This window comes from Pseudomonas sp. KH_046_1 (assembly GCF_057839025.1).
Genome location: NZ_CM174481.1, coordinates 586,703 through 610,329, shown reverse-complemented (window position 1 = coordinate 610,329; position 23,627 = coordinate 586,703). Strand labels below are relative to the sequence as shown.

Annotated in this window: 22 protein-coding genes; 5 read left to right on the top strand and 17 right to left on the bottom strand. The window is 60.3% G+C overall.

What is annotated here, in order from left to right; all coding sequences use genetic code 11:
- Window positions 1-89 precede the first annotated feature (89 nt).
- From AC3IT9_RS02680 to AC3IT9_RS02625, 12 genes are all read right to left on the bottom strand, one after another.
- The gene (locus tag AC3IT9_RS02680) at window positions 90-2,024 is read right to left on the bottom strand and encodes a methyl-accepting chemotaxis protein (RefSeq protein ID WP_489271945.1); all 1,935 of its coding nucleotides are present in this window, start codon (window positions 2,022-2,024) and stop codon (window positions 90-92) included.
- Window positions 2,025-2,174: 150 nt separating this feature from the next.
- A complete protein-coding gene (locus AC3IT9_RS02675; RefSeq protein ID WP_046039830.1) occupies window positions 2,175-3,464 on the bottom strand; it encodes an adenylosuccinate synthase in 1,290 nt (429 codons plus the stop codon).
- Window positions 3,465-3,518: 54 nt separating this feature from the next.
- Window positions 3,519-4,706, bottom strand: a complete 1,188-nt coding sequence (locus AC3IT9_RS02670) for an ATP phosphoribosyltransferase regulatory subunit (protein WP_008048076.1) — start codon at window positions 4,704-4,706, stop codon at window positions 3,519-3,521.
- Window positions 4,707-5,019: 313 nt separating this feature from the next.
- Complete coding sequence (gene hflC, locus AC3IT9_RS02665; RefSeq protein ID WP_056725458.1) at window positions 5,020-5,889, bottom strand: protease modulator HflC; 870 nt, start codon at window positions 5,887-5,889, stop codon at window positions 5,020-5,022.
- Window positions 5,889-7,064: an FtsH protease activity modulator HflK gene (gene hflK, locus AC3IT9_RS02660; protein ID WP_150727880.1), complete on the bottom strand. Its 1,176-nt coding sequence runs from the start codon at window positions 7,062-7,064 to the stop codon at window positions 5,889-5,891. Before hflK ends, hflC begins: the two co-directional genes overlap by 1 nt.
- A gap of 96 nt (window positions 7,065-7,160) precedes the next feature.
- Window positions 7,161-8,462 (bottom strand): ribosome rescue GTPase HflX, encoded by a 1,302-nt coding sequence (gene hflX, locus AC3IT9_RS02655; protein WP_057712241.1) that lies wholly within the window; start codon window positions 8,460-8,462, stop codon window positions 7,161-7,163.
- Window positions 8,463-8,474: 12 nt separating this feature from the next.
- Window positions 8,475-8,735 carry an RNA chaperone Hfq gene (hfq, locus tag AC3IT9_RS02650; RefSeq protein ID WP_007902656.1) on the bottom strand — a complete coding sequence of 87 codons (261 nt, stop codon included), beginning with the start codon at window positions 8,733-8,735 and terminating at the stop codon, window positions 8,475-8,477.
- 93 nt (window positions 8,736-8,828) lie between these two features.
- Window positions 8,829-9,800 carry a tRNA (adenosine(37)-N6)-dimethylallyltransferase MiaA gene (gene miaA / locus AC3IT9_RS02645; protein WP_095943165.1) on the bottom strand — a complete coding sequence of 324 codons (972 nt, stop codon included), beginning with the start codon at window positions 9,798-9,800 and terminating at the stop codon, window positions 8,829-8,831.
- Entirely contained in the window at window positions 9,800-11,710 is a 1,911-nt protein-coding gene (gene mutL, locus AC3IT9_RS02640) for a DNA mismatch repair endonuclease MutL (RefSeq protein ID WP_489271942.1), read from the bottom strand. The genes miaA and mutL overlap by 1 nt, the downstream gene beginning before the upstream one ends.
- On the bottom strand, window positions 11,707-13,137 hold the full coding sequence (locus AC3IT9_RS02635) for an N-acetylmuramoyl-L-alanine amidase (RefSeq protein WP_150756747.1): 1,431 nt from the start codon (window positions 13,135-13,137) through the stop codon (window positions 11,707-11,709). The genes mutL and AC3IT9_RS02635 overlap by 4 nt, the downstream gene beginning before the upstream one ends.
- Window positions 13,138-13,608 (bottom strand): tRNA (adenosine(37)-N6)-threonylcarbamoyltransferase complex ATPase subunit type 1 TsaE, encoded by a 471-nt coding sequence (gene tsaE / locus AC3IT9_RS02630; protein ID WP_150727883.1) that lies wholly within the window; start codon window positions 13,606-13,608, stop codon window positions 13,138-13,140.
- Window positions 13,596-15,095 (bottom strand): NAD(P)H-hydrate dehydratase, encoded by a 1,500-nt coding sequence (locus AC3IT9_RS02625; protein WP_489271941.1) that lies wholly within the window; start codon window positions 15,093-15,095, stop codon window positions 13,596-13,598. The genes tsaE and AC3IT9_RS02625 overlap by 13 nt, the downstream gene beginning before the upstream one ends.
- A gap of 63 nt (window positions 15,096-15,158) precedes the next feature.
- Between AC3IT9_RS02625 and queG the strand changes: the two genes are divergently transcribed.
- Window positions 15,159-16,238 carry a tRNA epoxyqueuosine(34) reductase QueG gene (gene queG, locus AC3IT9_RS02620; RefSeq protein ID WP_150727885.1) on the top strand — a complete coding sequence of 360 codons (1,080 nt, stop codon included), beginning with the start codon at window positions 15,159-15,161 and terminating at the stop codon, window positions 16,236-16,238.
- On the opposite strand, the gene AC3IT9_RS02615 is transcribed toward queG, so the two are convergent.
- Both AC3IT9_RS02615 and orn read right to left on the bottom strand, forming a co-directional pair.
- A complete protein-coding gene (locus AC3IT9_RS02615; RefSeq protein WP_150754811.1) occupies window positions 16,220-16,831 on the bottom strand; it encodes a trimeric intracellular cation channel family protein in 612 nt (203 codons plus the stop codon). The genes queG and AC3IT9_RS02615 overlap by 19 nt on opposite strands.
- 194 nt (window positions 16,832-17,025) lie before the next feature.
- Complete coding sequence (gene orn / locus AC3IT9_RS02610; RefSeq protein WP_007995036.1) at window positions 17,026-17,568, bottom strand: oligoribonuclease; 543 nt, start codon at window positions 17,566-17,568, stop codon at window positions 17,026-17,028.
- 106 nt (window positions 17,569-17,674) lie between these two features.
- Between orn and rsgA the strand changes: the two genes are divergently transcribed.
- From rsgA to AC3IT9_RS02590, 4 genes are all read left to right on the top strand, one after another.
- Window positions 17,675-18,706 (top strand): small ribosomal subunit biogenesis GTPase RsgA, encoded by a 1,032-nt coding sequence (gene rsgA, locus AC3IT9_RS02605; RefSeq protein WP_150727887.1) that lies wholly within the window; start codon window positions 17,675-17,677, stop codon window positions 18,704-18,706.
- A gap of 197 nt (window positions 18,707-18,903) precedes the next feature.
- Window positions 18,904-19,311, top strand: coding sequence for a TIR domain-containing protein (locus tag AC3IT9_RS02600; protein WP_007995042.1), 408 nt, complete (start codon window positions 18,904-18,906; stop codon window positions 19,309-19,311).
- 2 nt (window positions 19,312-19,313) lie between these two features.
- Entirely contained in the window at window positions 19,314-20,273 is a 960-nt protein-coding gene (locus AC3IT9_RS02595) for a caspase family protein (RefSeq protein ID WP_489271938.1), read from the top strand.
- Window positions 20,273-20,764, top strand: coding sequence for a toll/interleukin-1 receptor domain-containing protein (locus tag AC3IT9_RS02590; protein ID WP_489271936.1), 492 nt, complete (start codon window positions 20,273-20,275; stop codon window positions 20,762-20,764). Before AC3IT9_RS02595 ends, AC3IT9_RS02590 begins: the two co-directional genes overlap by 1 nt.
- Before the next feature lie 128 nt (window positions 20,765-20,892).
- On the opposite strand, the gene dinD is transcribed toward AC3IT9_RS02590, so the two are convergent.
- The 3 genes from dinD to motB all read right to left on the bottom strand — a co-directional run bounded on the left by dinD (window position 20,893) and on the right by motB (window position 23,627).
- On the bottom strand, window positions 20,893-21,759 hold the full coding sequence (dinD, locus tag AC3IT9_RS02585) for a DNA damage-inducible protein D (protein WP_489271934.1): 867 nt from the start codon (window positions 21,757-21,759) through the stop codon (window positions 20,893-20,895).
- A gap of 143 nt (window positions 21,760-21,902) precedes the next feature.
- Complete coding sequence (locus AC3IT9_RS02580) at window positions 21,903-22,172, bottom strand: hypothetical protein (RefSeq protein ID WP_150727892.1); 270 nt, start codon at window positions 22,170-22,172, stop codon at window positions 21,903-21,905.
- Window positions 22,173-22,580: 408 nt separating this feature from the next.
- Window positions 22,581-23,627: a flagellar motor protein MotB gene (motB, locus tag AC3IT9_RS02575; RefSeq protein ID WP_489271932.1), complete on the bottom strand. Its 1,047-nt coding sequence runs from the start codon at window positions 23,625-23,627 to the stop codon at window positions 22,581-22,583.

Below are 23,627 nucleotides of genomic sequence, written 5' to 3'. Positions count from 1 at the left end.
TTGGCTCTTTGTGAACATCATATTTGTGTTCGACAGAGGACCACTGTGGGAGCGGGCTTGCTCGCGAAGGGGCCGGCACAGACAATAGATCAAGCCCTGAACTGCCCCAGGCTCGCCTTCAACTGCGCCGCCAGACCATCGAGCACCTTGCCGCTCGCCGTGGTCTCCACAACGGCTTGCGCCGCTTTCTCGGCCTGGGCGTGAATGGTCTGGACCCGCCCCCGCACTGCCTGCGCGCCCTGCGCCTGATGCGCCGCCGCCTGGGTGGCCAGACCGATCGCCGCATGCACTTGCTCGACGGACGCCTGCACCGACTGCTGCAACCGCGCACTGTCGCGCAGCACCAGCAAACCCTCACTGGCCTGACGCCCGGCCTGACCAATCGCCGCCACCGCTTCACGCGCGCCTTGCTGCAACGCCACGATGTGCGCCTGAATATCGCCGGTGGAGCTCTGCGTCTTGCTCGCCAGCGCCCGCACCTCATCGGCCACCACGGCAAACCCGCGCCCGGTCTCGCCGGCACGCGCCGCTTCAATCGCCGCGTTCAGCGCCAGCAGGTTGGTCTGCTCGGCGATGCCGTGAATCACCGTCAGCACCACCTCGATCTGCTCACTTTGCTGCGCCAGGCGCTCGATCACCTGGGCGCCGGTGTTGACCTGACCCGCCAGCTCCTCGATCAGGCTGCCGACTTTCGCCGAGGTCCGGGTGTTTTCGTCAGTAGCCTGACGAATGTCCACCACCTGCTTCAACGCCGCCTGCATGGCGTGGCTTTCCGACTGCGCCTCATCAGCCATTTGCGACAGCGCACGCAAACTCTCCGCCACCTCGTCGCGCTGCATGCCAGCCGCGGCATCCGCACCGGCGTTGCGTAAGGTCATGGCGCCGATCTCCACTCCGGTACGCTGGGCCACATCGCCCGCCTCGCGCACGATCGGCTGCAACTTATCCACAAAACGATTGACCGCCGAGGCCATGTCGCCGATTTCATCTTTACTGTTGATCTGCACACGCTTGGTCAGATCGCCCTCGCCCGCCGCCAGGTCATCCATGGCAACGATCAGCATTTTCAGGCGATTGACCACCCGGCGACCGAGCACCACCGCCAACAACAGCAGGACACCGAAACCCACCACCGCCAGACACACGCCAATGCGCCAGCGCAATGTCGCAGCAGCTTCCTGCACGGTGCTCGTGGTGTTGGCCTTCATTTCAGCCGCGGTGGACTGCGCCGACTGCAGGCGCGAGCGCATGGCCATTGCGCTGTCGGCGGCCGCACCCTTGAGGCTGTCGCCCACCAGTTGATCGCTGCTGGCGATCAAGGCCGAGAAGCGCTTGTCGAGGGCCGCCAGATCAGTCTCCACCGAAGCCGTCGAGACCCCCATCAGGACCTTGCCGATTTCTACGCCGTTAGGATTGATGGGGGCCTCGATGTAGAACACCGAAGGATCGTTTTTCGCCGCATCCAGCACCTTGTCCAGCGCACGCTCGCCCTGGCCCTTTTCCAGCAGCGCCTTGTTGATCGGGTTTTCCCGGTTGAGGTAGCGCGTCAGGTGCTGGCCGGTGGCGTCGTCATAGACCACGAACAGCACGTTGGGATTGCGCTGGGCCCGGCGGGCGAACTCGGAAAGTGTCGGAACGTCGTTGTCCCACATGGCGCGGGGCGCGACGGAAGCCAGAAGCTGCGCCATGTCGCTGGCGGAGTCCTTCAGGTCCTTCTCCAGGGTCGAACGCAATTGCGCCTGCTCCTGCTCAAGACGCGAGGACAAACCGGCCGTGAGGCGCTGACGCGTACTGGTGGAGAGGCTGTCCAGACTGGACGTGACTTCGCGCCCAGCCTGCTCAAGCTCAGCGGAAAGCTTTTGGCTGTCTGCACCCAGGCGCATGCCCAGATCGGCTTCCAGCGCGGTCACCGTGCTCCGGGTCAGAGCGACAGCTACCAGCACCTGCACCAAAAGGGCGATACCAAGGGTAACGAACACGGGCCGCAACAAACGGCTCTGTAACAATGAGAGAACGGCCGACACTTGATATCCCTCTGCAAAAGCGCCATTAAATTGATGGCACGCCAAAAGTGACGTTTTAGGCAAAGCTAATAGCAAAGGTCATGCCGTCCAACAGACATAAACGACAAAGGCCCCAATTAAGGGGCCTTTGTGTTTTACATCAACGACTTATCAAGCAAACGGATGGCGCAGAACGATGGTTTCGTTGCGGTCCGGGCCCGTCGAAATAATGTCGATCGGCGCGCCGATCAGCTCTTCAACGCGCTTGATGTAAGCACGGGCGTTAGCTGGCAGCTCTTCCAGGGTTTTGGCACCCACGGTCGACTCGGTCCAGCCCGGCACTTCTTCGTACACAGGCTGCAGGCCCACATAGCTGTCAGCATCAGTCGGGGCAACGGCCTTGCCTTCTGCATCTTTGTAGCCGACGCAGATGTTGATGGTTTCCAGACCGTCGAGCACGTCCAGCTTGGTCAGGCAGATGCCCGAGATGCTGTTCACATCGATAGCGCGACGCAGGATAACAGCGTCGAACCAGCCACAACGACGAGCACGGCCGGTAGTCGCGCCGAACTCGTGGCCTTGTTTAGCCAGGTGCGCACCGACTTCGTCGAACAGCTCAGTCGGGAATGGACCCGAACCTACACGCGTGGTGTAAGCCTTGGTGATGCCCAGGATGTAGTCCAGGAACATAGGACCAACACCCGAACCGGTAGCAACGCCACCAGCGGTGGTGTTGGAGCTGGTCACGTACGGGTAGGTACCGTGGTCGATGTCCAGCAGGGAGCCTTGGGCACCTTCGAACATGATGTCTTTGCCAGCGCGACGCAGGTCGTGCAGCTCGGCAGTCACGTCCAGCATCAGCGGCTTGAGCAGCTCAGCGTATTCCTTGCATTCGGCCAGGGTCTTGTCGAATTCGATGGCTGGCTCTTTGTAGTAACCCACCAACATGAAGTTGTGGTAATCCACCAGTTCACGCAGCTTGTCTTCAAAGCGCGGCATGTTGAGCAGGTCGCCCACACGCAGGCCACGACGTGCAACCTTGTCTTCGTAGGCCGGGCCGATGCCGCGACCGGTGGTGCCGATCTTCAGCTCGCCACGGGCCTTTTCACGAGCCTGGTCCAGCGCAACGTGGAAGGACAGGATCAGCGGGCAGGACGGGCTGATACGCAGGCGCTCGCGCACCGGCACACCTTTTTCTTCCAGCTTGGTGATCTCGCGCAGCAGGGCGTCAGGTGCAACCACCACGCCGTTGCCGATCAGGCACTGCACGCCTTCGCGCAGCACGCCCGACGGGATCAGGTGCAAGACAGTCTTCTCACCGTCGATCACCAGGGTGTGGCCAGCGTTGTGGCCACCCTGGTAACGCACTACGGCGGCAGCATGTTCGGTCAGCAGATCAACGATCTTGCCTTTGCCCTCATCACCCCATTGGGTGCCCAGGACTACGACATTCTTACCCATAACACTTGTCCTCATTCGCGCAAACTTGGTGCCGGCGGCAGCCGGCGGGAAAACTCAAGAAGCCAGTGGCGATACTTGCCAAAGCCCGTTCTGCTGAATCAATTGCCGGTCGCAGTCCGCTTCACGGGCGGCGGCCAAAGGCTGTCCAGGCAAGGCCTGAACGACACGCTGACCCTCACTGCGCAACTGGCAAACCTGCTGCCAGAGTGCCGCATCCGTACTGTCAGGCATCCAGATACCGCCAGACGGTAGCTCGATCTCAGCACGCCCCAGGGTCACCAGGGTTTTCAAATCGGTGGAAAAGCCGGTCGCCGGACGGGCGCGACCGAAGTCGGCGCCGATGTCGTCGTAACGACCGCCCTGGGCAATGGACTGGCCAACACCCGGTACGAACACGGCGAACACCACACCGGTGTGGTAGTGGTAACCGCGCAACTCGCCCAGGTCGAAATACAGCGGCAGCTCAGGGAAACGCACGGACAGCCGCTCGGCAATCGCCAGCAAGTCGTCCAGCGCTGCCAGAACAGGGGCCGGCGCCTTGGCCAGACGCTCGCGGGCAGCGCTCAATACTTCACGACCGCCACACAGATCGACCAACGCACGCAGCATGCCCGACAGATCGGCAGGCAAGCCTTCGGTCAAGGTAATGACCTCGTCGATGGCCTTACGTTGCAAGGCATCGAACAACTGCTGCTCGACTTCACCGGACAAACCGGCGGCGCGGGCCAGGCCACGGTAGATACCGACATGACCGAGGTCCATGTGCACATCCGGCACATCGGCCAGTTGCAGCATGGCCAGCATCAGGCTGATGACTTCGACGTCGCTGCTCGGACTGCCGTCGCCGTACAACTCGGCACCCAGTTGAATCGGGCTGCGCGAGGACGACAAGGCGCGAGGCTGAGCGTGCAGGACACTACCGGCATAACACAGGCGGCTTGGGCCTTCACGACGCAGAGTGTGCGCATCGATGCGCGCCACTTGCGGCGTGATGTCGGCACGGAAGCCCATCTGACGGCCCGATTGCGGGTCGATGACCTTGAAGGTGCGCAGATCCAGGTCCTGGCCCGCGCCGGTCAGCAGGGATTCCAGGTACTCGATATGGGGAGTCACGACAAACTCGTAACCCCAGCTCTGGAACAGATCCAACACCTGACGACGCGCGACTTCAATACGCGCAGCTTCCGGTGGCAGTACTTCTTCGATGCCATCTGGCAGAAGCCAGCGGTCTACCGTTGCCATTACGCCTTCCCCTATCTCCGGGCGACCAGCCTGTCGGCGAGCCTTGAGTGAAGCAGAAAATGATCGGCTTGCGCACAAACCACGCGCATGAGCGACGGAGCGAAAAGCCCTTCTACCGGCTTCGCCAACCACTTTCCTCGAAAAACTGTCGAGCCAATCGGCCCGGCATCTGCTTTAAAACAGCAATCAAACATGCAGACGCAAAAAAGCCGGGAATTTCCCGGCTGCCGCATCATACACACGTTTTCCCAAAGGATCACCCCGCCAGAGGTTTTAGCCGCCCGGCGGGGGGATAAATCAGGTCAACGCCGTATCAAGGCTTGGCTTTTTCCAGGTAGTGGAAGAAGTCGCTGCTTGGGTCGAGGACCAGGACGTCGGATTTGTTCGCAAAGCTTTCACGGTAGGCGCGCAGGCTACGGTAGAACGCGTAGAACTCCTGGTCCTGACCGTACGCCTTGGAGTAGATTGCTGCGGCCTGGGCATCACCGTCACCACGAACCTCTTCAGATTCACGATAGGCTTCAGCCAGCAGAACGCGGCGCTGACGATCGGCGTCGGCACGGATGCCTTCGGCCAGCTCGTTACCCTTGGCGCGGTGCTCGCGAGCTTCACGCTCACGCTCGGTGCTCATACGCTCGAACACGCTGCGGTTCACTTCTTTCGGCAGGTCGATGGTCTTGACCCGAACATCGACCACTTCGATGCCCAGCTCTTTCTCGGCCATCTTGTTCAGCGAAGCCGTGATATCCGCCATCAGCGCATCACGTTCACCCGACACCACTTCGTGCAGGGTGCGCTTACCGAACTGGTCACGCAGGCCCGATTCCAGACGACGGGACAGACGCTCGTCGGCGATCTGCTTGAGGCCGGAAGTCGCGGTGTAGTAACGCTCTGCGTCCTTCACGCGCCACTTGGCGTAGGCATCGACCATCACGGCTTTCTTTTCCAGCGTCAGGAAGCGTTGTGTCGGTGCATCCAGCGTCATCAGGCGTGCATCGAATTTACGCACCTGGTTAACGTAAGGCACTTTCACATGCAGGCCTGGCTGAACATCGGTCTGGACCACGCGGCCGAACTGCAGCAACACCGCACGCTCGGTCTGAGCCACGATGTAGAAGCAGTTCCAGGCAGCGATCGCCACGACGACGCCGACAATAAGGGCGATCAGCGATTTATTGCTCATCAGCGACTCTCCCTGGTACGTGCTTGCTGTTGCTGCAGATCTGCTGCCGCACGCGCATTCGCTTCATTGCTGGTGGCTGCCGCGCCGGTCACCGGAGTGCTGGTGCTGCGACCACTTTCGACCATCTTGTCCAGCGGCAGGTACAGCAGGTTGTTCTGGCCGTTCTTGTTGCCGGTCACGAGAACCTTGCTGGTGTTGGTGAAGACTTCCTGCATGGTGTCCAGGTACAGACGCTGGCGGGTGACTTCAGGAGCCTTGCGGTACTCGGCGACCAGTTTGGTGAAGCGATCGGCCTCACCCTTGGCGCGCGAGACGGTCTCGTCACGGTAACCATTGGCATCCTCAAGGATGCGCTGGGCCTGACCACGGGCTTCCGGCACGACGCCGTTGGCATAGGTTTCGGCCTGGTTGCGCGAACGCTGCTCGTCTTCCCGGGCACGGATCACGTCATCGAAGGCTTCCTGCACTTCACGCGGTGCCGCTGCGCTCTGTACGTTGACCTGGGTGACGGTGATACCGGTGCGATAGGTGTCCATGAAGCGTTGCAGACGCTCCTTGATCTCGCTGGCCATCAACTCACGACCTTCGGTCAGTACCTGGTCCATCGCGGTGGAGCCCACCACATGGCGCAAGGCGCTGTCGGTCGCGTGCTGCAGGCTGATTTCCGGCTGATCGACGCTCAGCACGAAATCCTGCAGGTTGCTGATCTTGTACTGCACGGTCAGCGGCACTTCGACGATGTTCTCGTCTTCAGTCAGCATCTGGCCCTGCTTGGTGTAGGCACGCTCGCGCGTGACGTTCTCCATGTACTTCTTGTCGATCGGCGGGAAGTAGATGTTCAGGCCCGGACCCACGGTTTCGTAGTACTTGCCGAAGCGCAGCACTACAGCTTGCTCCTGCTCGTCGACGACATAAACCGCGCTGTACAGCCAAACGGCGGCCAGCACGACCAGACCGATGCCGAGCAGGCCGCCAAAGCCGCCACTCTTGCCCGGACCACCGCCGTCGTCGCCACCACGTTTCTTACCGCCACCGAATAAACCGTTCAGGCTTTCCTGCAGCTTTCGGAAGGCCTCGTCGAGATCCGGTGGTCCCTTGCGGTCGCCGTTGTTACGACGCTTGCCACCCCAAGGATCCTGATTATTCGAGTTGCCACCCGGCTCATTCCAAGCCATAGCGCTCTCCATCTGATAAAGCAAAGACGCACCCACGGCGCGCCGACCAATGCTACAGAATGCCTGTCACCGCGGCACAACCGCTTTCTCAGGCTTTTATTGCAAAGTGTGTTGCTCGATGAATTCCATCGGTTGCAAACCTTCGCGGCTCACCAGCCGATTCAATTCGGCTCGTGGCAAACGAACGGCCAGTAAACTGATGCCTTCATCGTCGTGTTCTTCTTTCTGTACCGCACCGAGTTCGAAAAACTGCGCACGCAGTCGAGCAAATCGGTTCGGCAAGCGCAAGGTGCCAACAAACAACTCATCGCCAAGCAACTCGGCCACGGCCTGTTTGAGCAGGTCCAGACCCGTACCATCTTTCGCCGAAAGCCAGACCCGCTGCGGTTTGCCATCGGCATCGCGCTGGATCTGCGGCTCCACGCCCTCGAGCAAATCGAGTTTGTTATAGACCTCCAGGATCGGCAAGTCTTGAGCGCCGATCTCTCCGAGCACCACCATGACCTGTTCAATCTGGGCCATGCGCTCGGGTTCATGGGAGTCGATCACGTGCAGCAACAGGTCAGAGTTGCTCGACTCTTCGAGCGTAGCCCGAAATGCCTCGACCAGCTTGTGCGGCAAGTGGCGAATGAAGCCCACAGTGTCCGCCAGCACGATCGGCCCCAGGTCATCGAGCTCGAGTCGGCGCAAGGTCGGGTCGAGGGTGGCGAACAACTGGTCAGCCGCGAACACGTCGGAATCGGTTACCGAGTTGAACAGCGTCGATTTGCCGGCGTTGGTATAACCCACCAGTGAAACCGTCGGAATGTCAGCCCGTTTGCGGCCGCGGCGCGATTGCTCACGCTGGCTGCGGACCTTTTCCAGGCGTCCCTTGATCTGCCGCAGGCGAACCCGCAACAGACGCCGGTCGGTTTCCAGCTGGGTTTCACCCGGACCGCGCAGGCCGATACCGCCTTTCTGCCGTTCAAGGTGAGTCCAGCCGCGAACCAGCCGCGTACTCATGTGCTCAAGCTGGGCCAGTTCGACCTGGAGCTTGCCTTCATGGGTGCGGGCGCGTTGAGCGAAGATATCGAGAATCAAACCCGTGCGGTCGATCACGCGACACTCGAAAATACGTTCGAGGTTACGTTCCTGACTGGGCGTGAGGATGTGATTGAAAATCACCAGATCGACCTGTTCGGCCTGGACCAGATCGCGCAATTCTTCGACCTTGCCGCTGCTGATCAGGGTTTTGGCGGTTGGCCGATGACGCGGCACGTTAAAAAACGCGACGGTCTCGGCGCCAGCCGAAATAGCCAACTCCTGAAACTCCTGCGGATCTTCGCGCGCCTCAGGGTCCTGTCCATCCAAGTGAACGAGAATGGCTCGCTCACCACCACCGTGGCGCTCAAAGAACAAAGGAGACTCCTATCAGGCGTTACCTGGCTCAGCGTCACCTGCTTCGGATTCGGTTGCGCTAGGCAGACGAATTGGACGAACCGGCACCACTGTAGAGATCGCGTGTTTGTAAACCATCTGGCTGACGGTGTTTTTCAGCAGGATAACGAACTGGTCGAAAGACTCGATCGTGCCTTGCAGTTTGATACCGTTGACCAGGTAGATGGACACCCCAACTTTCTCTTTACGTAAAGTATTCAAGTAAGGGTCTTGTAGCGAATGCCCTTTTGACATGTGCCGCACTCCTTTAAGGATTCAATATAAAAAATAGGTAATCAGATGGCTTTGGCCGCCACACCCCCAAGGATAGACGGCAATTGCAAGGACTCAGCTCAATATGGAGATGGTCCCAAGGTATTTCAAGGCGCGCGGCAGATTGTCGCAATCCAGACTGTCCAGCCAATGCAGATCAGTCCAACTGCGCAGCCAGGTGAACTGGCGTTTCGCCAACTGGCGCGTGGCAATGATTCCACGCTCCTGCATCTCGGCTGACGTCAGCTTGCCATCCAGGTAGTCCCAGACTTGGCGGTAGCCTACTGCACGTATAGACGGCAACCCGGTATGCAGGTCACCTCTATTACGCAGGGCTACGACCTCGTCAATGAATCCCTGTTCCAACATTAAAGTGAATCTTTGTTTAATTCGCTCGTGCAGTACCTGGCGATTTGCCGGAGCAATGGCCAAGTTCGCGACAGTATAGGGCAATTGTTGCAGTCCCGAAGCGGCTGCTTCGGTACTTTGCACAGATTGTTGCAATCGCAGGGCGGTCATGCTTTGACCGCTGACACGATAAACCTCCAGTGCTCGACTCAATCGCTGGGGATCGTTCGGATGTATTCGCGCCGCGGACTCCGGATCGATCACCGCCAATTGTTCGTGCAAGGCTTGCCAGCCAAGGCGCGCAGCCTCTTCTTCGATTTGCGCACGGACCTCGGGATCGGCGGCCGGCATATCCGCCAGACCTTCAACCAAAGCCTTGTAATAGAGCATGGTGCCGCCCACCAGCAGCGGAATTTTTCCGCGCGCGGTGATATCGGCCATGGCTTCCAGGGCATCACGGCGGAAATCCGCGGCCGAATAGCTCTCGGCCGGGTCGAGAATATCGATCAGACGATGCGGGTATTGCGCCAGCAGCTCTTTGGAAGGCTTGGCGGTGCCGATGTCCATGCCACGGTAGACCAGCGCCGAATCGACGCTGATCAACTCGCAAGGCAGGACCTTAGTGAGTTCGATGGCCAGGTCGGTCTTGCCGGCGGCGGTCGGGCCCATCAGGAAAATCGCAGGTGGGAACTGGCTCATCAACGACCGCGCAAGAACAGTTTGTCCAGATCGTCCAGGCCCAGTTGGGTCCAGGTCGGTCGGCCATGGTTGCATTGACCGCTGCGCTCGGTGTTTTCCATGTCACGCAGCAGACCGTTCATTTCCGGCAAGGCCAAACGCCGATTCGCACGAACCGCGCCGTGGCAGGCCATGGTCCCGAGCAACTCGTTCAGGTGCGCCTGAATGCGGTCGCTGGTGCCGAACTCCATCAGATCAGCCAGGACGTCGGCGACCAGACGGTTGGCTTCGGCCTGCTTGAGCAGCGCCGGGATCTGCCGGATCGCCAGGGTTTCCGGGCCCAGGCGCTGCAATTCAAAGCCCAGGCGCTGGAACCAGGCGACATGTTCCTCGGCGCAATCGGCTTCACGCTGACTGACGGCCAGGGTCTCCGGCACCAGCAACGGCTGGCCGCTCAGGCCCTCGCTGGCCATCGCCACCTTCAAACGCTCATACATGATCCGCTCGTGGGCGGCATGCATATCCACCAGAACCAGGCCCTGAGCGTTTTCCGAAAGAATGTAGATACCCTTGAGTTGTGCCAGCGCATAACCCAGCGGCGGGATGTCGTCCTGCCCCTCCGGGAGCGCGACGGCATTGGCCTCGGGCAGCGGCGCAAAAAACTCTCGATAGGCGGCCTGCGCTTCGGCGACAGGTGCACCGGACTGCGGACGCGGCGTGTATTGATACTGATAACCCGCGCCAGCTCCCGAGCCCGCCGGCGTATTGAACGACGGCTGAGCCTGAGGCTGTTCCAGCAGCGCATTGGCGGCCAGGCGCATTTCGCCCTGGGGCCCGAATTCACCGGCTTCGAGGCCGGAAGGCCGGACGATGGCCGTGGCAACCGGCGCCGCCAGATGATCGTCGGGGCGCACATCGCCCAAGGCGCGGTGCAAGGTGCCGTAAAGGAAATCGTGGACCATGCGCCCTTCACGGAAGCGCACTTCGTGCTTGGTCGGGTGCACGTTGACATCGACTCCGGTCGGATCGACTTCGAAAAACAGCACGAAAGTCGGGTGCCGACCGTTGAACAGCACGTCGCGATAGGCCTGGCGCACCGCGTGGGCCACCAGTTTGTCGCGCACGGCGCGGCCATTGACGAAGAAATACTGCAAATCGGCCTGGCTGCGGTTGAAGGTCGGCAGACCGACCCAGCCCCATAGATGCAGGCCGTTGCGCTCGATCTCGATCGGCAGCGCTTGCTCGAGGAAGCCCGGCCCGCAGATCGCCGCCACGCGCCGGGCACGGGCCGCATCATCATGGGCCTCGTGCAGACTGAGGATGGTCTTGCCATTGTGGCGCAGATGGAACGCCACATCGAAGCGCGCCAAAGCCAGGCGTCTGATCACTTCTTGCAGGTGATCGAATTCGGTTTTTTCGGTCTTGAGAAACTTGCGTCGCGCCGGCGTGTTGAAAAACAGGTCGCGCACTTCAACCGAAGTGCCCACCGGGTGGGCCGCAGGCTGCACACGGGGCGCCATGTCCCGCCCCTCAGTCTCGACCTGCCAGGCCTGATCGGCGTCGCGGGTGCGGGAGGTCAAGGTCAGTCGCGCGACGGAGCTGATCGAGGCCAGGGCCTCGCCGCGAAACCCCAGGCTCATGACCTGCTCGAGGTCCTCCAGGTTGCGGATCTTGCTGGTGGCGTGACGGGCCAGGGCCAGTGGCAGGTCATCGGCGGAAATGCCGCTGCCATCGTCGCGCACCCGCAGCAGCTTGACGCCGCCCTGCTCTACATCGACGTCGATGCGTCTGGCGCCGGAGTCGAGGCTGTTTTCCAGCAACTCCTTGATCACCGAAGCCGGACGTTCGACCACCTCACCCGCCGCAATCTGGTTCGCCAGTCGCGGGCTGAGCAACTCGATTCGAGCGCTACTGTTCACGACCTGATTCATTCTTTGGCCGCCAGTTCAGTGCCAGGAATCGTCAGGTGCTGACCGATCTTGAGCTCATCGCTCGACAGGCTGTTGGCGCTGCGCAGGGTCGCGGGCGATACCTGATAGCGCACGGCGATCATCGCCAGGGTCTCGCCCGGGTTGACGCGGTGATCACGTGGCCCCTGCACAATCTTGCCGGAGTCGCGCAGCCAGGCAATATAAGTGCCCGGTGGCGGGTTCTGCTGGAAGAACTGGCGCACGCCGCTGCTGATCGAACGCGCCAGCGCTTGCTGGTGGCTCGACGCGGCAAGCTTCGAGGCTTCGTTGGCGTTGGAGATAAACCCGGTTTCCACCAGGATCGATGGAATATCCGGTGACTTCAGCACCATGAACCCGGCCTGCTCGACCCGTTGCTTGTGCAGCGGTGTCACCCGGCCGATGTTGCTCAGCACCTTCTGGCCAACGTTCAGGCTGGATGTCAGGGATGCCGTCATCGACAGGTCAAGCAGTACGCCGGCGAGCATGCGGTCCTTGTCATCGAGGCTGACGTTGCCGGCACCACCGATCAGGTCGGAACGGTTTTCGCTGTCGGCCAGCCAGCGGGCGGTCTCGGAAGTCGCGCCGCGATCGGACAGGGCAAATACCGATGCACCGAAAGCAGCAGCCGAAGGCGCGGCGTCGGCGTGGATCGAGACGAACAGGTCGGCGCCTTTCTTGCGGGCAATTTCGGTACGGCCGCGCAACGGAATGAAGTAGTCGCCGGTGCGGGTCAGTTCGGCGCGGAAGCCTTTCATGCCGTTGACCTGACGTTGGGTTTCGCGGGCAATCTGCAGCACCACGTCTTTCTCGCGCTGGCCTCGGGAGCCGGAAGCCCCCGGGTCTTCGCCACCGTGACCGGCGTCGATCACCACAATGATGTCGCGTTTGCCGGCCGGGGCTGGCGGCAATTTGATTGCAGGTTCCGTCGGCGTGACCGGTACGGCAGGCACCGTGGCGACCGACGGTGTCGGCGCTGGCGGAGGCGCGGCGTCTGCGGCGTTATCGAACAGATCGACCACCAACCGGTTGCCGTACTGGGCGTTCGGTGCCAGGGAGAAGCTTTTCGGCGTCACGGCCTTTTTCAGGTCGATGACCACCCGCAGGTCGGTCGGCGTGCGCTGAGCCGAGCGCATGGCGGTAATCGGGGTGTTCGAGGTGTTGACGTTGAGCGGCGCACCGAGGGTCGCGCCATTGATGTCGATGACCAGGCGATCCGGTGCCGTCAGGGTAAAGACGCTGTGTTGCACCGGGCCGGTCAGGTCAAACACCAGTCGCGTGTTGTCCGGTGCCCGCCACAGACGAACACTGTTGACCTTCGAATCGGCCACAGCGTCGACGGTCACCGCCAAAAACAACACCCCTACGGCAGCCACCAACGCGCGAAAGCGCATACCTAACCCCATCATCTATTTGGATTCCAATGCCAAAGCGGCACACCAGGCCTCGCCACGCGAGCCCTGGGATAAAATTTTCAGCGAACGCCCGCTGTCTTGCGGGCTAATGGTAATGGTCAGGTCAGGCTTTGGCAAAAAGCCTGCACCTTTATCGGGCCATTCGATCAGACACAGGGCATCGTCTTCGAAGTAGTCGCGGATACCGAGGAACTCTAGCTCTTCCGGATCGACCAGACGGTACAAATCGAAATGGAAGGCGCGAATGTCGCCTATCTCGTAGGGTTCAACCAGGGTGAAGGTCGGGCTTTTGACTGCCCCGACATGCCCAAAGCCGCGGATGATGCCTCGGGACAACGTGGTTTTGCCCATCCCCAGGTTGCCCTCAAGGAAGATCAGGCCATGGCCTTGGGTGATTCGGGCAATGCGTGCGCCAAAGTCGCTCATGGCCTGTTCATCGGCCAGGTACAGGGTTACTTCAGACACGGTGCTTGCTCCTCCAACAACTGACGAATGGCTGGGATCAGATCACTGGCCGCCAGCCCACGGCCCAATTTTCCTTGTTGCTCGCCGGCATTGGCGTGCAGCCAGACCGCCAGGCAGGCCGCGTCGAATGGCTCCATGCCCTGGGCCAGCAATGCGCCGAGCAAACCGGCCAGCACGTCGCCCAAACCGGCGGTGGCCATCGCCGGATGCCCCTGATGACACAGCGCCAGGCGCCCATCGGGATGGGCGATCAGGCTGCCGGCACCTTTCAGGATGACGACAGCTGTATATTTTTTACTCAAGGCATGGGCTGCTGCGGGACGGTCAGACTGAACGTCGGCAGTGCTCACCCCAAGCAAACGTGCCGCTTCGCCCGGATGCGGAGTGATCACGCAATTGCCGGGCAAACTCACACGCTCCTCGGCCAACATGTTCAGCGCATCGGCGTCCCAGACTTGCGGCAGCGGCGCGTTGGCGGCGGCGGACAACAAGCTGCGCCCCCAGCCAGCCTGGCCCAGCCCCGGACCGACAACCAACACGGAAACTTTTTGCAGCATAACCATCAGCTGATTGGCCGACGAAGTGCCCAGCACCATCGCCTCGGGGATCCGCGCCAGCGCGGCGGACACATGTTCGCTGCGAGTCGCCACCGACACCATGCCTGCCCCGCTGCGCAGCGCACTTTGCGCGCTCAGCAGGATCGCGCCGCCCAACCCACGGTCGCCACCGATCAGCAACACATGGCCGAATTTACCTTTGTGGGAAGCCTGTGCCCGCGCCGTTGGACGCGGCAGATTAGCAGCGGTCAGGCGACGGGCGGTGAAAGCAGCGCCGTCTATCAGCTGTGGGTCAGCGTGCAAGTCGTTGAACAGCAGTTCACCGACCACATTGGCCGCCTCGCCGGTGAACAACCCCACCTTCAAGCCAATGAACGTGACCGTCAGGTCGGCATGCACGGCACGACCAAGGATGCGCCCCGTATCAGCGCACAACCCTGACGGAATATCCACCGCAGCAACCCGCAGTCCGCTGGCATTGATCGCGGCGATGGCGCTGGCATACGGCTCACGCACATCGCCGCTCAGACCAGTGCCAAGCAAAGCATCCAGCACAATGCCGCGCAATCCGGATTGTGCGGTCCAGGGCTCGATGAGCACGTTTTCAGACACCGCCTCGGCATGGGCTAACGCCGCATCGCCCTGCAAGCGCTGCGGATCCCCCACTGCCAGCACCCGCACCGACCAACCGGCACGCTGGGCCAATACGGCTACCAGATACCCGTCCCCGGCATTGTTGCCATGACCGGCCAGCACGCTCAGTTCGTTCGCTGTCGGCCATTGCCGCACCAGCGCCCGCCACGTCGCCCGCGCCGCGCGCTGCATCAATTCGAAGCCCGCTGTGCCGGCGGCGATCAGGCTCGCGTCGAGTGCTCGCACCTGGGCGGTGCTGTACAGCACGTCGGGTAATTCATCTTTAGTGTGCGGCATGCGTCTTCGGGCTCCGATGTCTGGCAGAATTATACGCACCTCAGCTCCGGTTTCTCTCGCCTCATGCCCGCTATTACCACAGACCTGCCTGCCCTCGCCCAATCCATCAAGGACTGGGGCCGCGAGCTGGGCTTCCAGCAAGTCGGCATCAGCGGCCTCGACCTGGCCGAGCATGAGCAGCACCTGGAACGCTGGCTCGAAGCCGGCTACCACGGCGAAATGGACTACATGGGCGCCCACGGCAGCAAGCGCTCGCACCCCGAAGAGCTGGTGCCGGGCACTTTGCGCGTGGTGTCCTTGCGCATGGATTACCTGTCCGGCGACACGCAGATGGCAAAAATGCTCGCCCAACCGGAAAAAGCCTACGTCTCGCGTTATGCCCTGGGTCGCGATTACCACAAGCTGATCCGCAAACGCGTGCAACAACTGGCGGAAAAAATTCAGGCCGAGATCGGACCGTTCGGCTTCCGCGCTTTTGTCGACAGTGCCCCGGTGCTGGAAAAAGCCATCGCCGAACAGGCGGGTCTTGGATGGATCGGCAAAAACACCCTGGTCTTGAATCGCAAGGCAGGCAGTTATTTCTTCCTCGCCGAACTGTTCGTCGACTTGCCGCTGCCGGTCGACCCGCCCCACGCTACCGAACACTGCGGACGGTGCAGCGCCTGTCTCGACATCTGCCCGACCAACGCCTTCGTCGGCCCCTATGTGCTGGATGCCCGACGCTGCATTTCCTACCTGACCATCGAACTCAAAGGCGCCATCCCTGAAGACCTGCGGCCACTGATCGGCAATCGCGTGTTTGGTTGCGATGACTGCCAGATCGTCTGCCCGTGGAACCGCTTCGCCCGCCCGTCCGGTGAAAGCGACTTCAAGCCGCGGCACAATCTGGACAATGCCGGGCTGGCAGAACTGTTCATGTGGGATGAAGAGAAATTCCTGAGCAGCACCGAAGGCTCGCCGCTGCGCCGGACCGGTTACGAAAACTGGTTGCGCAACCTGGCGGTGGGGTTGGGCAATGCGCCTTCAACGATTCCGGTGCTGGAAGCGCTGAAGGCGCGACGGCAGCATCCTTCGGAACTGGTGCGTGAGCACGTCGAATGGGCGTTGCGGCAACACGCCGAGCGTCAGGCTTCGTCGTTGTAGACGAACTTGGGCATTTCCCAATGAAAACGGATCGCCAGCAAGCGCAGCAGAAAACCGCCGAACAAGGTGATCAGAATCGATTGTTCACCGGGTAATTGCAGGTAGATACACAGCATGTAGCACCACGCCGCCGCAAACGAGACGCTGGCATAGAGCTCACGCCGGAAGATCAGCGGAATATCGTTGCAGAAGATGTCCCGCAGGATACCGCCGAAGACACCGGTGATCACGCCACTGACCGATGCCACCAACATGCCATGGCCCATTTCCAGGGCGGTGATGCAGCCGATCAGGGTAAATGCCACCAGCCCCATGGCATCGAGCACCAGAAACAGTGAACGCAAATGGCGCATCCAGCGCGCCGTGAACACCGTAATCATCGCGGCGACAGACGTCAGCACCAGGTATTCCGGGTGTTTGACCCAGGTCAGCGGGTAATGCCCAAGCAATACGTCGCGCACCGAACCGCCACCCAGCGCCGTGACACAAGCGATCAACACCACACCGAACCAGTCCATGCCACGACGGCCGGCAGACAGGGCGCCGGTCATGGCTTCGGTGGTGATGGCGATCAGGTAGAGCATCAGCAGCATGGGGCGATCCTTGCAGAAAAGGCGCGCAGTCTACTCAGTTCATCCAGGCACCAAAAGAGGGCGTCAGAGAATCGACCCAACCATCTATGGTGACTGAACTGACGCCATCGCGAGCAAGCTCGCTCCCACAGGGGCGGCGCTGTACCTGTGGGAGCGAGCTTGCTCGCGATGGGGCCGGAACGGACGAGCGTGAATTAGAACTTGATGAAATGCTTGCGGTAGTGCTGCAACTCGGCGATGGATTCGCGGATGTCGTCCAGGGCCAGGTGGGTGCTGCCCTTCTTGAAGCTGTCACGCACATCCGGTGCCCAGCGCGCGGCCAGCTCTTTGAGCGTGGACACGTCGAGGTTGCGGTAGTGGAAATAGCTTTCCAAAGATTTCATGTGGGTATAAAGGAAGCGACGGTCCTGGCAGATGCTGTTGCCGCAGATCGGCGACTTGCCCTTCGGCACCCACTTTTCCAGGAAGGCGATGGTTTCGGCTTCGGCTTCGGCCATGCTGATGCGGCTGTCGCGAACCCGCTGGGTCAGCCCGGAACCGCCGTGCTGACGGGTGTTCCACTCGTCCATCCCGGCGAGGATTTCGTCGCTGTGGTGAATGGCGATCACCGGGCCTTCGGCCAAGGTGTTCAAGTCACTGTCGGTGACGATGGTGGCCATTTCGATGATGACGTCGGTGTCCGGGTTCAGACCGGTCATTTCCAGGTCGATCCAGATCAGGTTCTGTGGGTTTTGCATGTTCGGCTCCTAGGCAATGCTGCGCAGTTTAGCCTAGGCCGGTAGCCGGGCGTGCTAAACTCGCGGCCGTTTTACCTAATCGTTGCATTCTTGATACGGAACACCCATGGCCAAACGCCAACTCAATCGTCGTCAAAACTGGCGCATCGAAAAGATTCAGGGCGAACGCGCTGCCCGCGCCGCCAAACGCGAGTCCTCGGCTGTCGAGGCGCTTGAGGGCGGCGATCTGGGCCCGGAACAGCACGGCCTGGTGATCGCGCACTTCGGCGTGCAGGTCGAAGTCGAGGCCCGTGACGGCGAACTGGCCGGCCAGGTGTTCCGTTGCCACCTGCGCGCCAACCTGCCGGCGCTGGTGACCGGCGATCAGGTGGTCTGGCGTGCCGGCAACCAGGGTATCGGCGTGATCGTGGCGCAACTGCCGCGCAATACAGAGCTGTGCCGCCCGGACAGCCGTGGTCAGCTCAAGCCTGTTGCGGCCAACGTCGACATGATCGTCATCGTGTTTGCACCGCTGCCCGAGCCTCACGCCAACCTGATCGACCGCTATCTGGTGGCGGCCGAGCATGCGGGCATCAAGCCGCTGTTGCTGCTGAACAAGTTCGACCTGATCGACGAAAACAACGCGCCTGCGCTGAATGCCTTGCTCGCCGTATACCGCACCCTCGGCTACCCGGTGCTGGAAGTGTCGGCGCACCACGGCAACGGTATGGAGCAGTTGCAGAAGCAACTCGACGGGCGTATCAGCGTGTTCGTCGGCCAGTCCGGTGTCGGCAAGTCGTCGCTGGTCAACAGCCTGCTGCCGGAAGTCGAAACCCGTGTCGGCCCGCTGTCCGAGCTGTCCGGCCAGGGCACTCACACCACTACCACCGCGCGGTTGTTCCACTTCCCCGGCGGCGGTGAGTTGATCGACTCCCCGGGTATCCGCGAATTCGGCCTGGGCCACGTTAGCCGTGCCGATGTCGAAGCCGGTTTCATCGAGTTCAACGACCTGCTCGGCACCTGCCGCTTCCGTGACTGCAAGCATGATCGCGAACCCGGCTGCGCCCTGCTCAAGGCCCTTGAAGACGGCCGCGTGCAGCAGCAACGGATGAACAGCTACCGCTCGATCATCGCCAGCCTGCCGGAAAACGGCTACTAAACAGACATGCCGACCGGCCTGCCTTCAGCGGGCGGCCGGCGGCTGGATCTTCCCCTGCTTAAACATCAGACCTTTCTGTAAGACACCCGCACCGGCGCTTGTAGGGCATTTCTCTTTAAGTCACATCCCCTTGTAGCCGCCAGTCAATAGCCTAGTTTCAGACCCTCTTCGCACTCCAGCGACACCGAGGGACACCCATGCAAACCTACCACCTGTTCATCAGCCACTCGTGGAACTACCCCGACGCCCACGACAATCTCGTGCGCCTGCTCAACGCCAAGCCCGGTTTCACCTACAAGAACTTTTCGGTGCCACCGGACAACCCGATTGTCGGCGCGAAAACCGACAAACAACTTGAGGAGGCCATCGAAAACAAGATCCGCCCGTGTTCGGCGGTATTGATCATGGCCGGGATGTACTCCACCTACAGCAAGTGGATCAACAAGGAAATCGAGATCGCCAAGCGCATGGGCAAGGTGATCATTGCGATCAAGCCGTTCGGTGCCGAGCGCATTTCCACGGTGGTACGTGACGCGGCACATGCCGAATGTGCGTGGAACACCAACAGCATCATCGATGCGATTCGCCAGCACACGGCGGTGTAACCATGCGCAAGGGACTGTTTATCGGCATCAACGACTACACCCATGTGTCGCGCCTGAGCGGCTGCAGCAATGACGCCATGGCCATGGCGTCCGTTTTGAAGACCGACGCCAACGGCGATCCGAACTTCAAGAACATCGTGCTGACCTCCGCCGAGGATTTCCTGAGCCGGGAAAAACTCGAAGACCAGATCCGCGAGCTGTTTGCCGGGGACTGCAATGTCGCGCTGCTGTATTTCGCCGGCCACGGCAGTTTCGATACCGACACCGACGAAGGCATGTTGATCCCGCAGGATTACAAGAGCGCCAAGGACGGGATTCGCCTCAGTGACATTCTCAACTGGGCGAGCAAAGCCACCAAGATCAAAAACAAAGTGATCATTCTCGACTGTTGCCAGAGCGGCTCGGCCGGCGAACTGCGCGCCTTGCGCAGTGAAGGCAGCGTAGTCGGAGAAGGCATGACGATTCTTACTGCCTGCAAAAAGGAAGAACCAGCGATGGAGGGCGCGCAGCACGGCGTGTTCACCGGATTGTTGCTCCAGGCCCTGCACGGTGGAGCCGCGAACATCCTGGGCAAGATCACCCCCGGCAGCCTGTATTCGTTTGTCGACAATGCCCTCGACGCCTGGGAACAGCGTCCGGTGTTCAAGACCAACGTCTCGCAGTTCATTTCCCTGCGCGAAGTGTCGCCGCTGATCCCCAAGGAAATCCTGCGCAAACTCCCCGAATGGTTTGCCGAAGCGGAGTCGGTGTACCCCCTCGCCCCCAGCTTTGAGCCCACCGAACCCGAGTTCAACCCGGAACACGGCGAAGTCTTCGCCCAACTGCAAAAGTGCAACCGCCACAGCCTGGTCGAACCGGTGGACGCCGAACACATGTACTACGCCGCCATCCACTCCACCGGCTGCCGCCTCACCGCCCTCGGCGCCTATTACCGCGAACTCGCGACCAAGGGACATTTCTGATGCCAGTGTTTATCAGCTACCGCCACATGGATCGCGCCCACGCGGTCAAAATCAACGGGCGCCTGATCCAGGCCAATATCAAGACCTACCTCGACGTACTGGATATCGAATCCCAGACCACCGATGACATCACCGGCGTGATCACCCGCAACATCAGCGAATGCACGCACCTGCTGGCGGTGGTGTCGGAGAAAACCGCGCTGTCCTGGTGGGTGCCGTTCGAAATCGGCGAGGCGACCATTACCAACCGACGCATCTGCTCGTTCAAGACCGGCCCGACAGAGCTGCCGCAGTACCTCGATAAATGGCCGAAGCTGATCAGCGACCGGGACATCGAGTTCTTTATTGATGCCTATCGAAACGAATCGACACTCAAGCGCTCGATGTCACTGGAATCGGTGACGGGTAGCGAGTCGGTGCGCAGCGTCAACAAGTCCAATGCGGATCGTTTTCACGCCGATCTCAAGTCCCGAATCATCCGCGGCTTTTAACGTAGAAAACGCCGACAAAAAAGCCGACATCGCTGTCGGCTTTTTTGTGGGTCATGCAGACCAATCAATCCACACCCGAGGGAATCGATTCACTATTGCCAACTCAGTTAGTCTGGTAAGACTCAAACTCAACCATCGGTTGAATCATCTGCAGGAAGTTTGGTCGCCTGTTTCGCAAGATTTTTCTCTTCGGATTTCACGCGACGTTCAAGCTTTCTTATGTCCTCTTCAGCTGGAAGCTCCTCGGGTTTGATGCCGCGCTGTTCCAACATATCTCGGACGCTCAAATTATTCTGGACATGCTCCTTGGCAATCGCCGGCTCGCCTTGCAAGTCCACCTGTAGCACGTTGTGATTAGTTATCTCATTAGCCAGGTTTTTGGCAGCAATAGTCAGCGTCGGTAAAAAATCAGCCAATGGACGGCTCTTAACGATGCCATACGTGTCCTTCATCGCCTGCGTGGTCTTGCCGCCGAACAATGCCGCATCTCCTCGGGAGCGTATACGGGCAAATCCTTCATCATCTACACCACGCTCGTAGATGTTCTGCGATAGCTCTTTCTCCGACTCACGCAACCGATCTCGAGCATCGAAGCGGGCTTGTAAGCGCATTCGGTCCTCGATCAACTCTTGCTTGCGCGTTTGGAGCGCGAAATAACTCTGAGCAAATGCGATCTGTTGTTTACGCGGGTCTCCATTCTGGGCAATCAAGTAACAGGCATAACGAGTGAGCATGAAATCTTCGACAGGACGCTGACCACCTTTGCCCACCTCGATCATTTTCGTGACGTCACGAAAATGATCGGAAACCTCCACACCTGTAGCTTCACAAGAGGCTATGGCACGCCTGATGGCGGTCAAAAAATTATCCCAGCGTGCGTAACCCAAGGGGGCTTGCAACTCGCGAGCGAACCAGAATCCGATGCTTTCATCAGGCACACGATGTACCAGCGCGTCGAAACGCTGTTGCAGCAGTGGTAGTGATTGATTGTCCATGGCAAATCCCGGGGCAGTCAGAGGGCGTCGATCTCGAAAGCTTTGTGACAGTAAATATCTGTCTGATAGTGAAGGGCAGATTTCCGACCGCATAGCCTCAAGTGTGTGACAAAAAAGCCGCGAACATTGCGGCTTTCCTATTTTCAGCGTGCGGTCTTTTCTAGCTTCCAGCCCAGCGCATCCAACGCGTCACAGCCCTCCTGTATCAGTATGTGCGCAGCATTGGCGAAATGTTCCAAATCGTGACCCTCAGCATCTTTTACGCACAGGCAGGTGACGCTGTTGAGCAGGTTGCGTGCGGCCTTGATTCGGTGGGTGGCGGTTTCAAGAAGATCGGAAGCTCGAGCTTCAGTGTCGATGTACAGCGTGCTCCCGACGCTGAAGTTGCTTTGGAGCGGGTGGAATTGGGACATGGTTTGAATTCCGTCTGAAAGATGAAACTCCCACCCTTTTCGCGGCTAATCGAATGGGGGTGGCAGCTGTACGCGGGTTAGCCGACCGGTCAGAGGAACCCGGCACACCCGAAGGCGTCCCACGCACAGCCACCATAGACATATGTCAGGCAGCAAAAAGCGCCGCGATTATACGGGCGCTTGTGCATTCCTCTCAAACGACCGGCTAAAGTCGATCACCGATTCGTCGGCGACAGGCGAACTGTACCGAGGCCCCAAGCGAAGTAAAACCCGGTTTACGGCTCTCAGACCCGTCCTACACAATTCTCGGACCAAACCTCATTCCTTGAGTTTTCTCGCAATGCAGCGGATCTGAATTCATTCTTACAAGCACAAAAAAGCCGACATCGCTGTCGGCTTTCTTGTGGGTCAGTGCTTGGGCGGTTCAGCCGGTTTGGCTGGCTCACCCGGTTTCGGCGTCGGGTCGTCGAACAGATTCAGACGCTCACGCAGTTCATGAGCCGGCAGCGGTTCCTTGTCAGCCGGCAACGCATTCGGGTCGACCGGTGCAGCCGGTGCGGCTCCCGGAGCAGCCGAACCTTGCGGCGCATCAGTAGCAGGCTCTGCGCCTTGCGAACCCTCGATCGCACGCTGGGCTTTCTTCGTCAGCACCACGATGTCGATACGGCGGTTAACCGGGTTGAACGGATGCTCGCGATCGAACAGGGCCGACGAGGCATAGCCGACCACACGCGCCACCTGTGCATCCGGATAGCTGCCCGCCACCAGCGCCCGCCGAGCGGCGTTGGCACGGTTGGCCGAAAGCTCCCAGTTACCGAAATCACCGGTGCCGGTGTATGGCTTGGCATCGGTGTGGCCGCTGATGCTGATCTTGTTCGGCACCGCCTTGATGGTGTCGGCCATGGCCAGCAGGATGTCTTCGAAATATGGCTTCAAGCGGGCAGAGCCTGAGTCGAACATCGGGCGGTTTTCCGCGTCCATGATCTGGATACGCAGGCCGTCCGGGGTGATTTCGAACAGGATCTGGTCCTTGAACTTCTGTAGTTGCGGGTTCTCTTCGACCTTGTTCTGCAGCTCTTGCAGCAACAGCTCGAGGCGTTCTTTTTCGACCTGCTCGGCCATGCCTTCGACCTGGTCGGTATCGATGGTGACCTTGTCCGGTTGTGGCTGGGACTTCACCTCGGGGTTGAGGGTGTTTTCCGGCGCCAGGGTTGGCGTGCCGCCCAGATCGATGATGTAGGGCGTACCGCTTTCGGAAAAGCCGATCGGGTCCTTGAAGTAACCGGCGATGGCAATCTTCTGTTCCGGCGTGGCGGTGGACAGCAGCCACAACACCAGGAAGAACGCCATCATCGCCGTGGCGAAGTCGGCGAAGGCGATTTTCCATGCGCCCCCGTGGTGCCCGCCAGCAATGCGCTTAACGCGCTTGATAATAATCGGCTGATTATTTTCCAT

Coding starts and splice junctions, on each gene's coding strand:
- AC3IT9_RS02675 (WP_046039830.1), bottom strand. CDS start 3,464: ATGGGTAAGAATGTCGTAGTCCTGGGCACCCAATGGGGTGATGAGGGC.
- AC3IT9_RS02670 (WP_008048076.1), bottom strand. CDS start 4,706: ATGGCAACGGTAGACCGCTGGCTTCTGCCAGATGGCATCGAAGAAGTA.
- hflC (WP_056725458.1), bottom strand. CDS start 5,889: ATGAGCAATAAATCGCTGATCGCCCTTATTGTCGGCGTCGTCGTGGCG.
- hflK (WP_150727880.1), bottom strand. CDS start 7,064: ATGGCTTGGAATGAGCCGGGTGGCAACTCGAATAATCAGGATCCTTGG.
- hfq (WP_007902656.1), bottom strand. CDS start 8,735: ATGTCAAAAGGGCATTCGCTACAAGACCCTTACTTGAATACTTTACGT.
- miaA (WP_095943165.1), bottom strand. CDS start 9,800: ATGAGCCAGTTCCCACCTGCGATTTTCCTGATGGGCCCGACCGCCGCC.
- mutL (WP_489271942.1), bottom strand. CDS start 11,710: ATGAATCAGGTCGTGAACAGTAGCGCTCGAATCGAGTTGCTCAGCCCG.
- AC3IT9_RS02635 (WP_150756747.1), bottom strand. CDS start 13,137: ATGATGGGGTTAGGTATGCGCTTTCGCGCGTTGGTGGCTGCCGTAGGG.
- AC3IT9_RS02625 (WP_489271941.1), bottom strand. CDS start 15,095: ATGCCGCACACTAAAGATGAATTACCCGACGTGCTGTACAGCACCGCC.
- queG (WP_150727885.1), top strand. CDS start 15,159: ATGCCCGCTATTACCACAGACCTGCCTGCCCTCGCCCAATCCATCAAG.
- AC3IT9_RS02615 (WP_150754811.1), bottom strand. CDS start 16,831: ATGCTGCTGATGCTCTACCTGATCGCCATCACCACCGAAGCCATGACC.
- orn (WP_007995036.1), bottom strand. CDS start 17,568: ATGCAAAACCCACAGAACCTGATCTGGATCGACCTGGAAATGACCGGT.
- rsgA (WP_150727887.1), top strand. CDS start 17,675: ATGGCCAAACGCCAACTCAATCGTCGTCAAAACTGGCGCATCGAAAAG.
- AC3IT9_RS02600 (WP_007995042.1), top strand. CDS start 18,904: ATGCAAACCTACCACCTGTTCATCAGCCACTCGTGGAACTACCCCGAC.
- AC3IT9_RS02595 (WP_489271938.1), top strand. CDS start 19,314: ATGCGCAAGGGACTGTTTATCGGCATCAACGACTACACCCATGTGTCG.
- AC3IT9_RS02590 (WP_489271936.1), top strand. CDS start 20,273: ATGCCAGTGTTTATCAGCTACCGCCACATGGATCGCGCCCACGCGGTC.
- dinD (WP_489271934.1), bottom strand. CDS start 21,759: ATGGACAATCAATCACTACCACTGCTGCAACAGCGTTTCGACGCGCTG.
- AC3IT9_RS02580 (WP_150727892.1), bottom strand. CDS start 22,172: ATGTCCCAATTCCACCCGCTCCAAAGCAACTTCAGCGTCGGGAGCACG.
- motB (WP_489271932.1), bottom strand. CDS start 23,627: ATGGAAAATAATCAGCCGATTATTATCAAGCGCGTTAAGCGCATTGCT.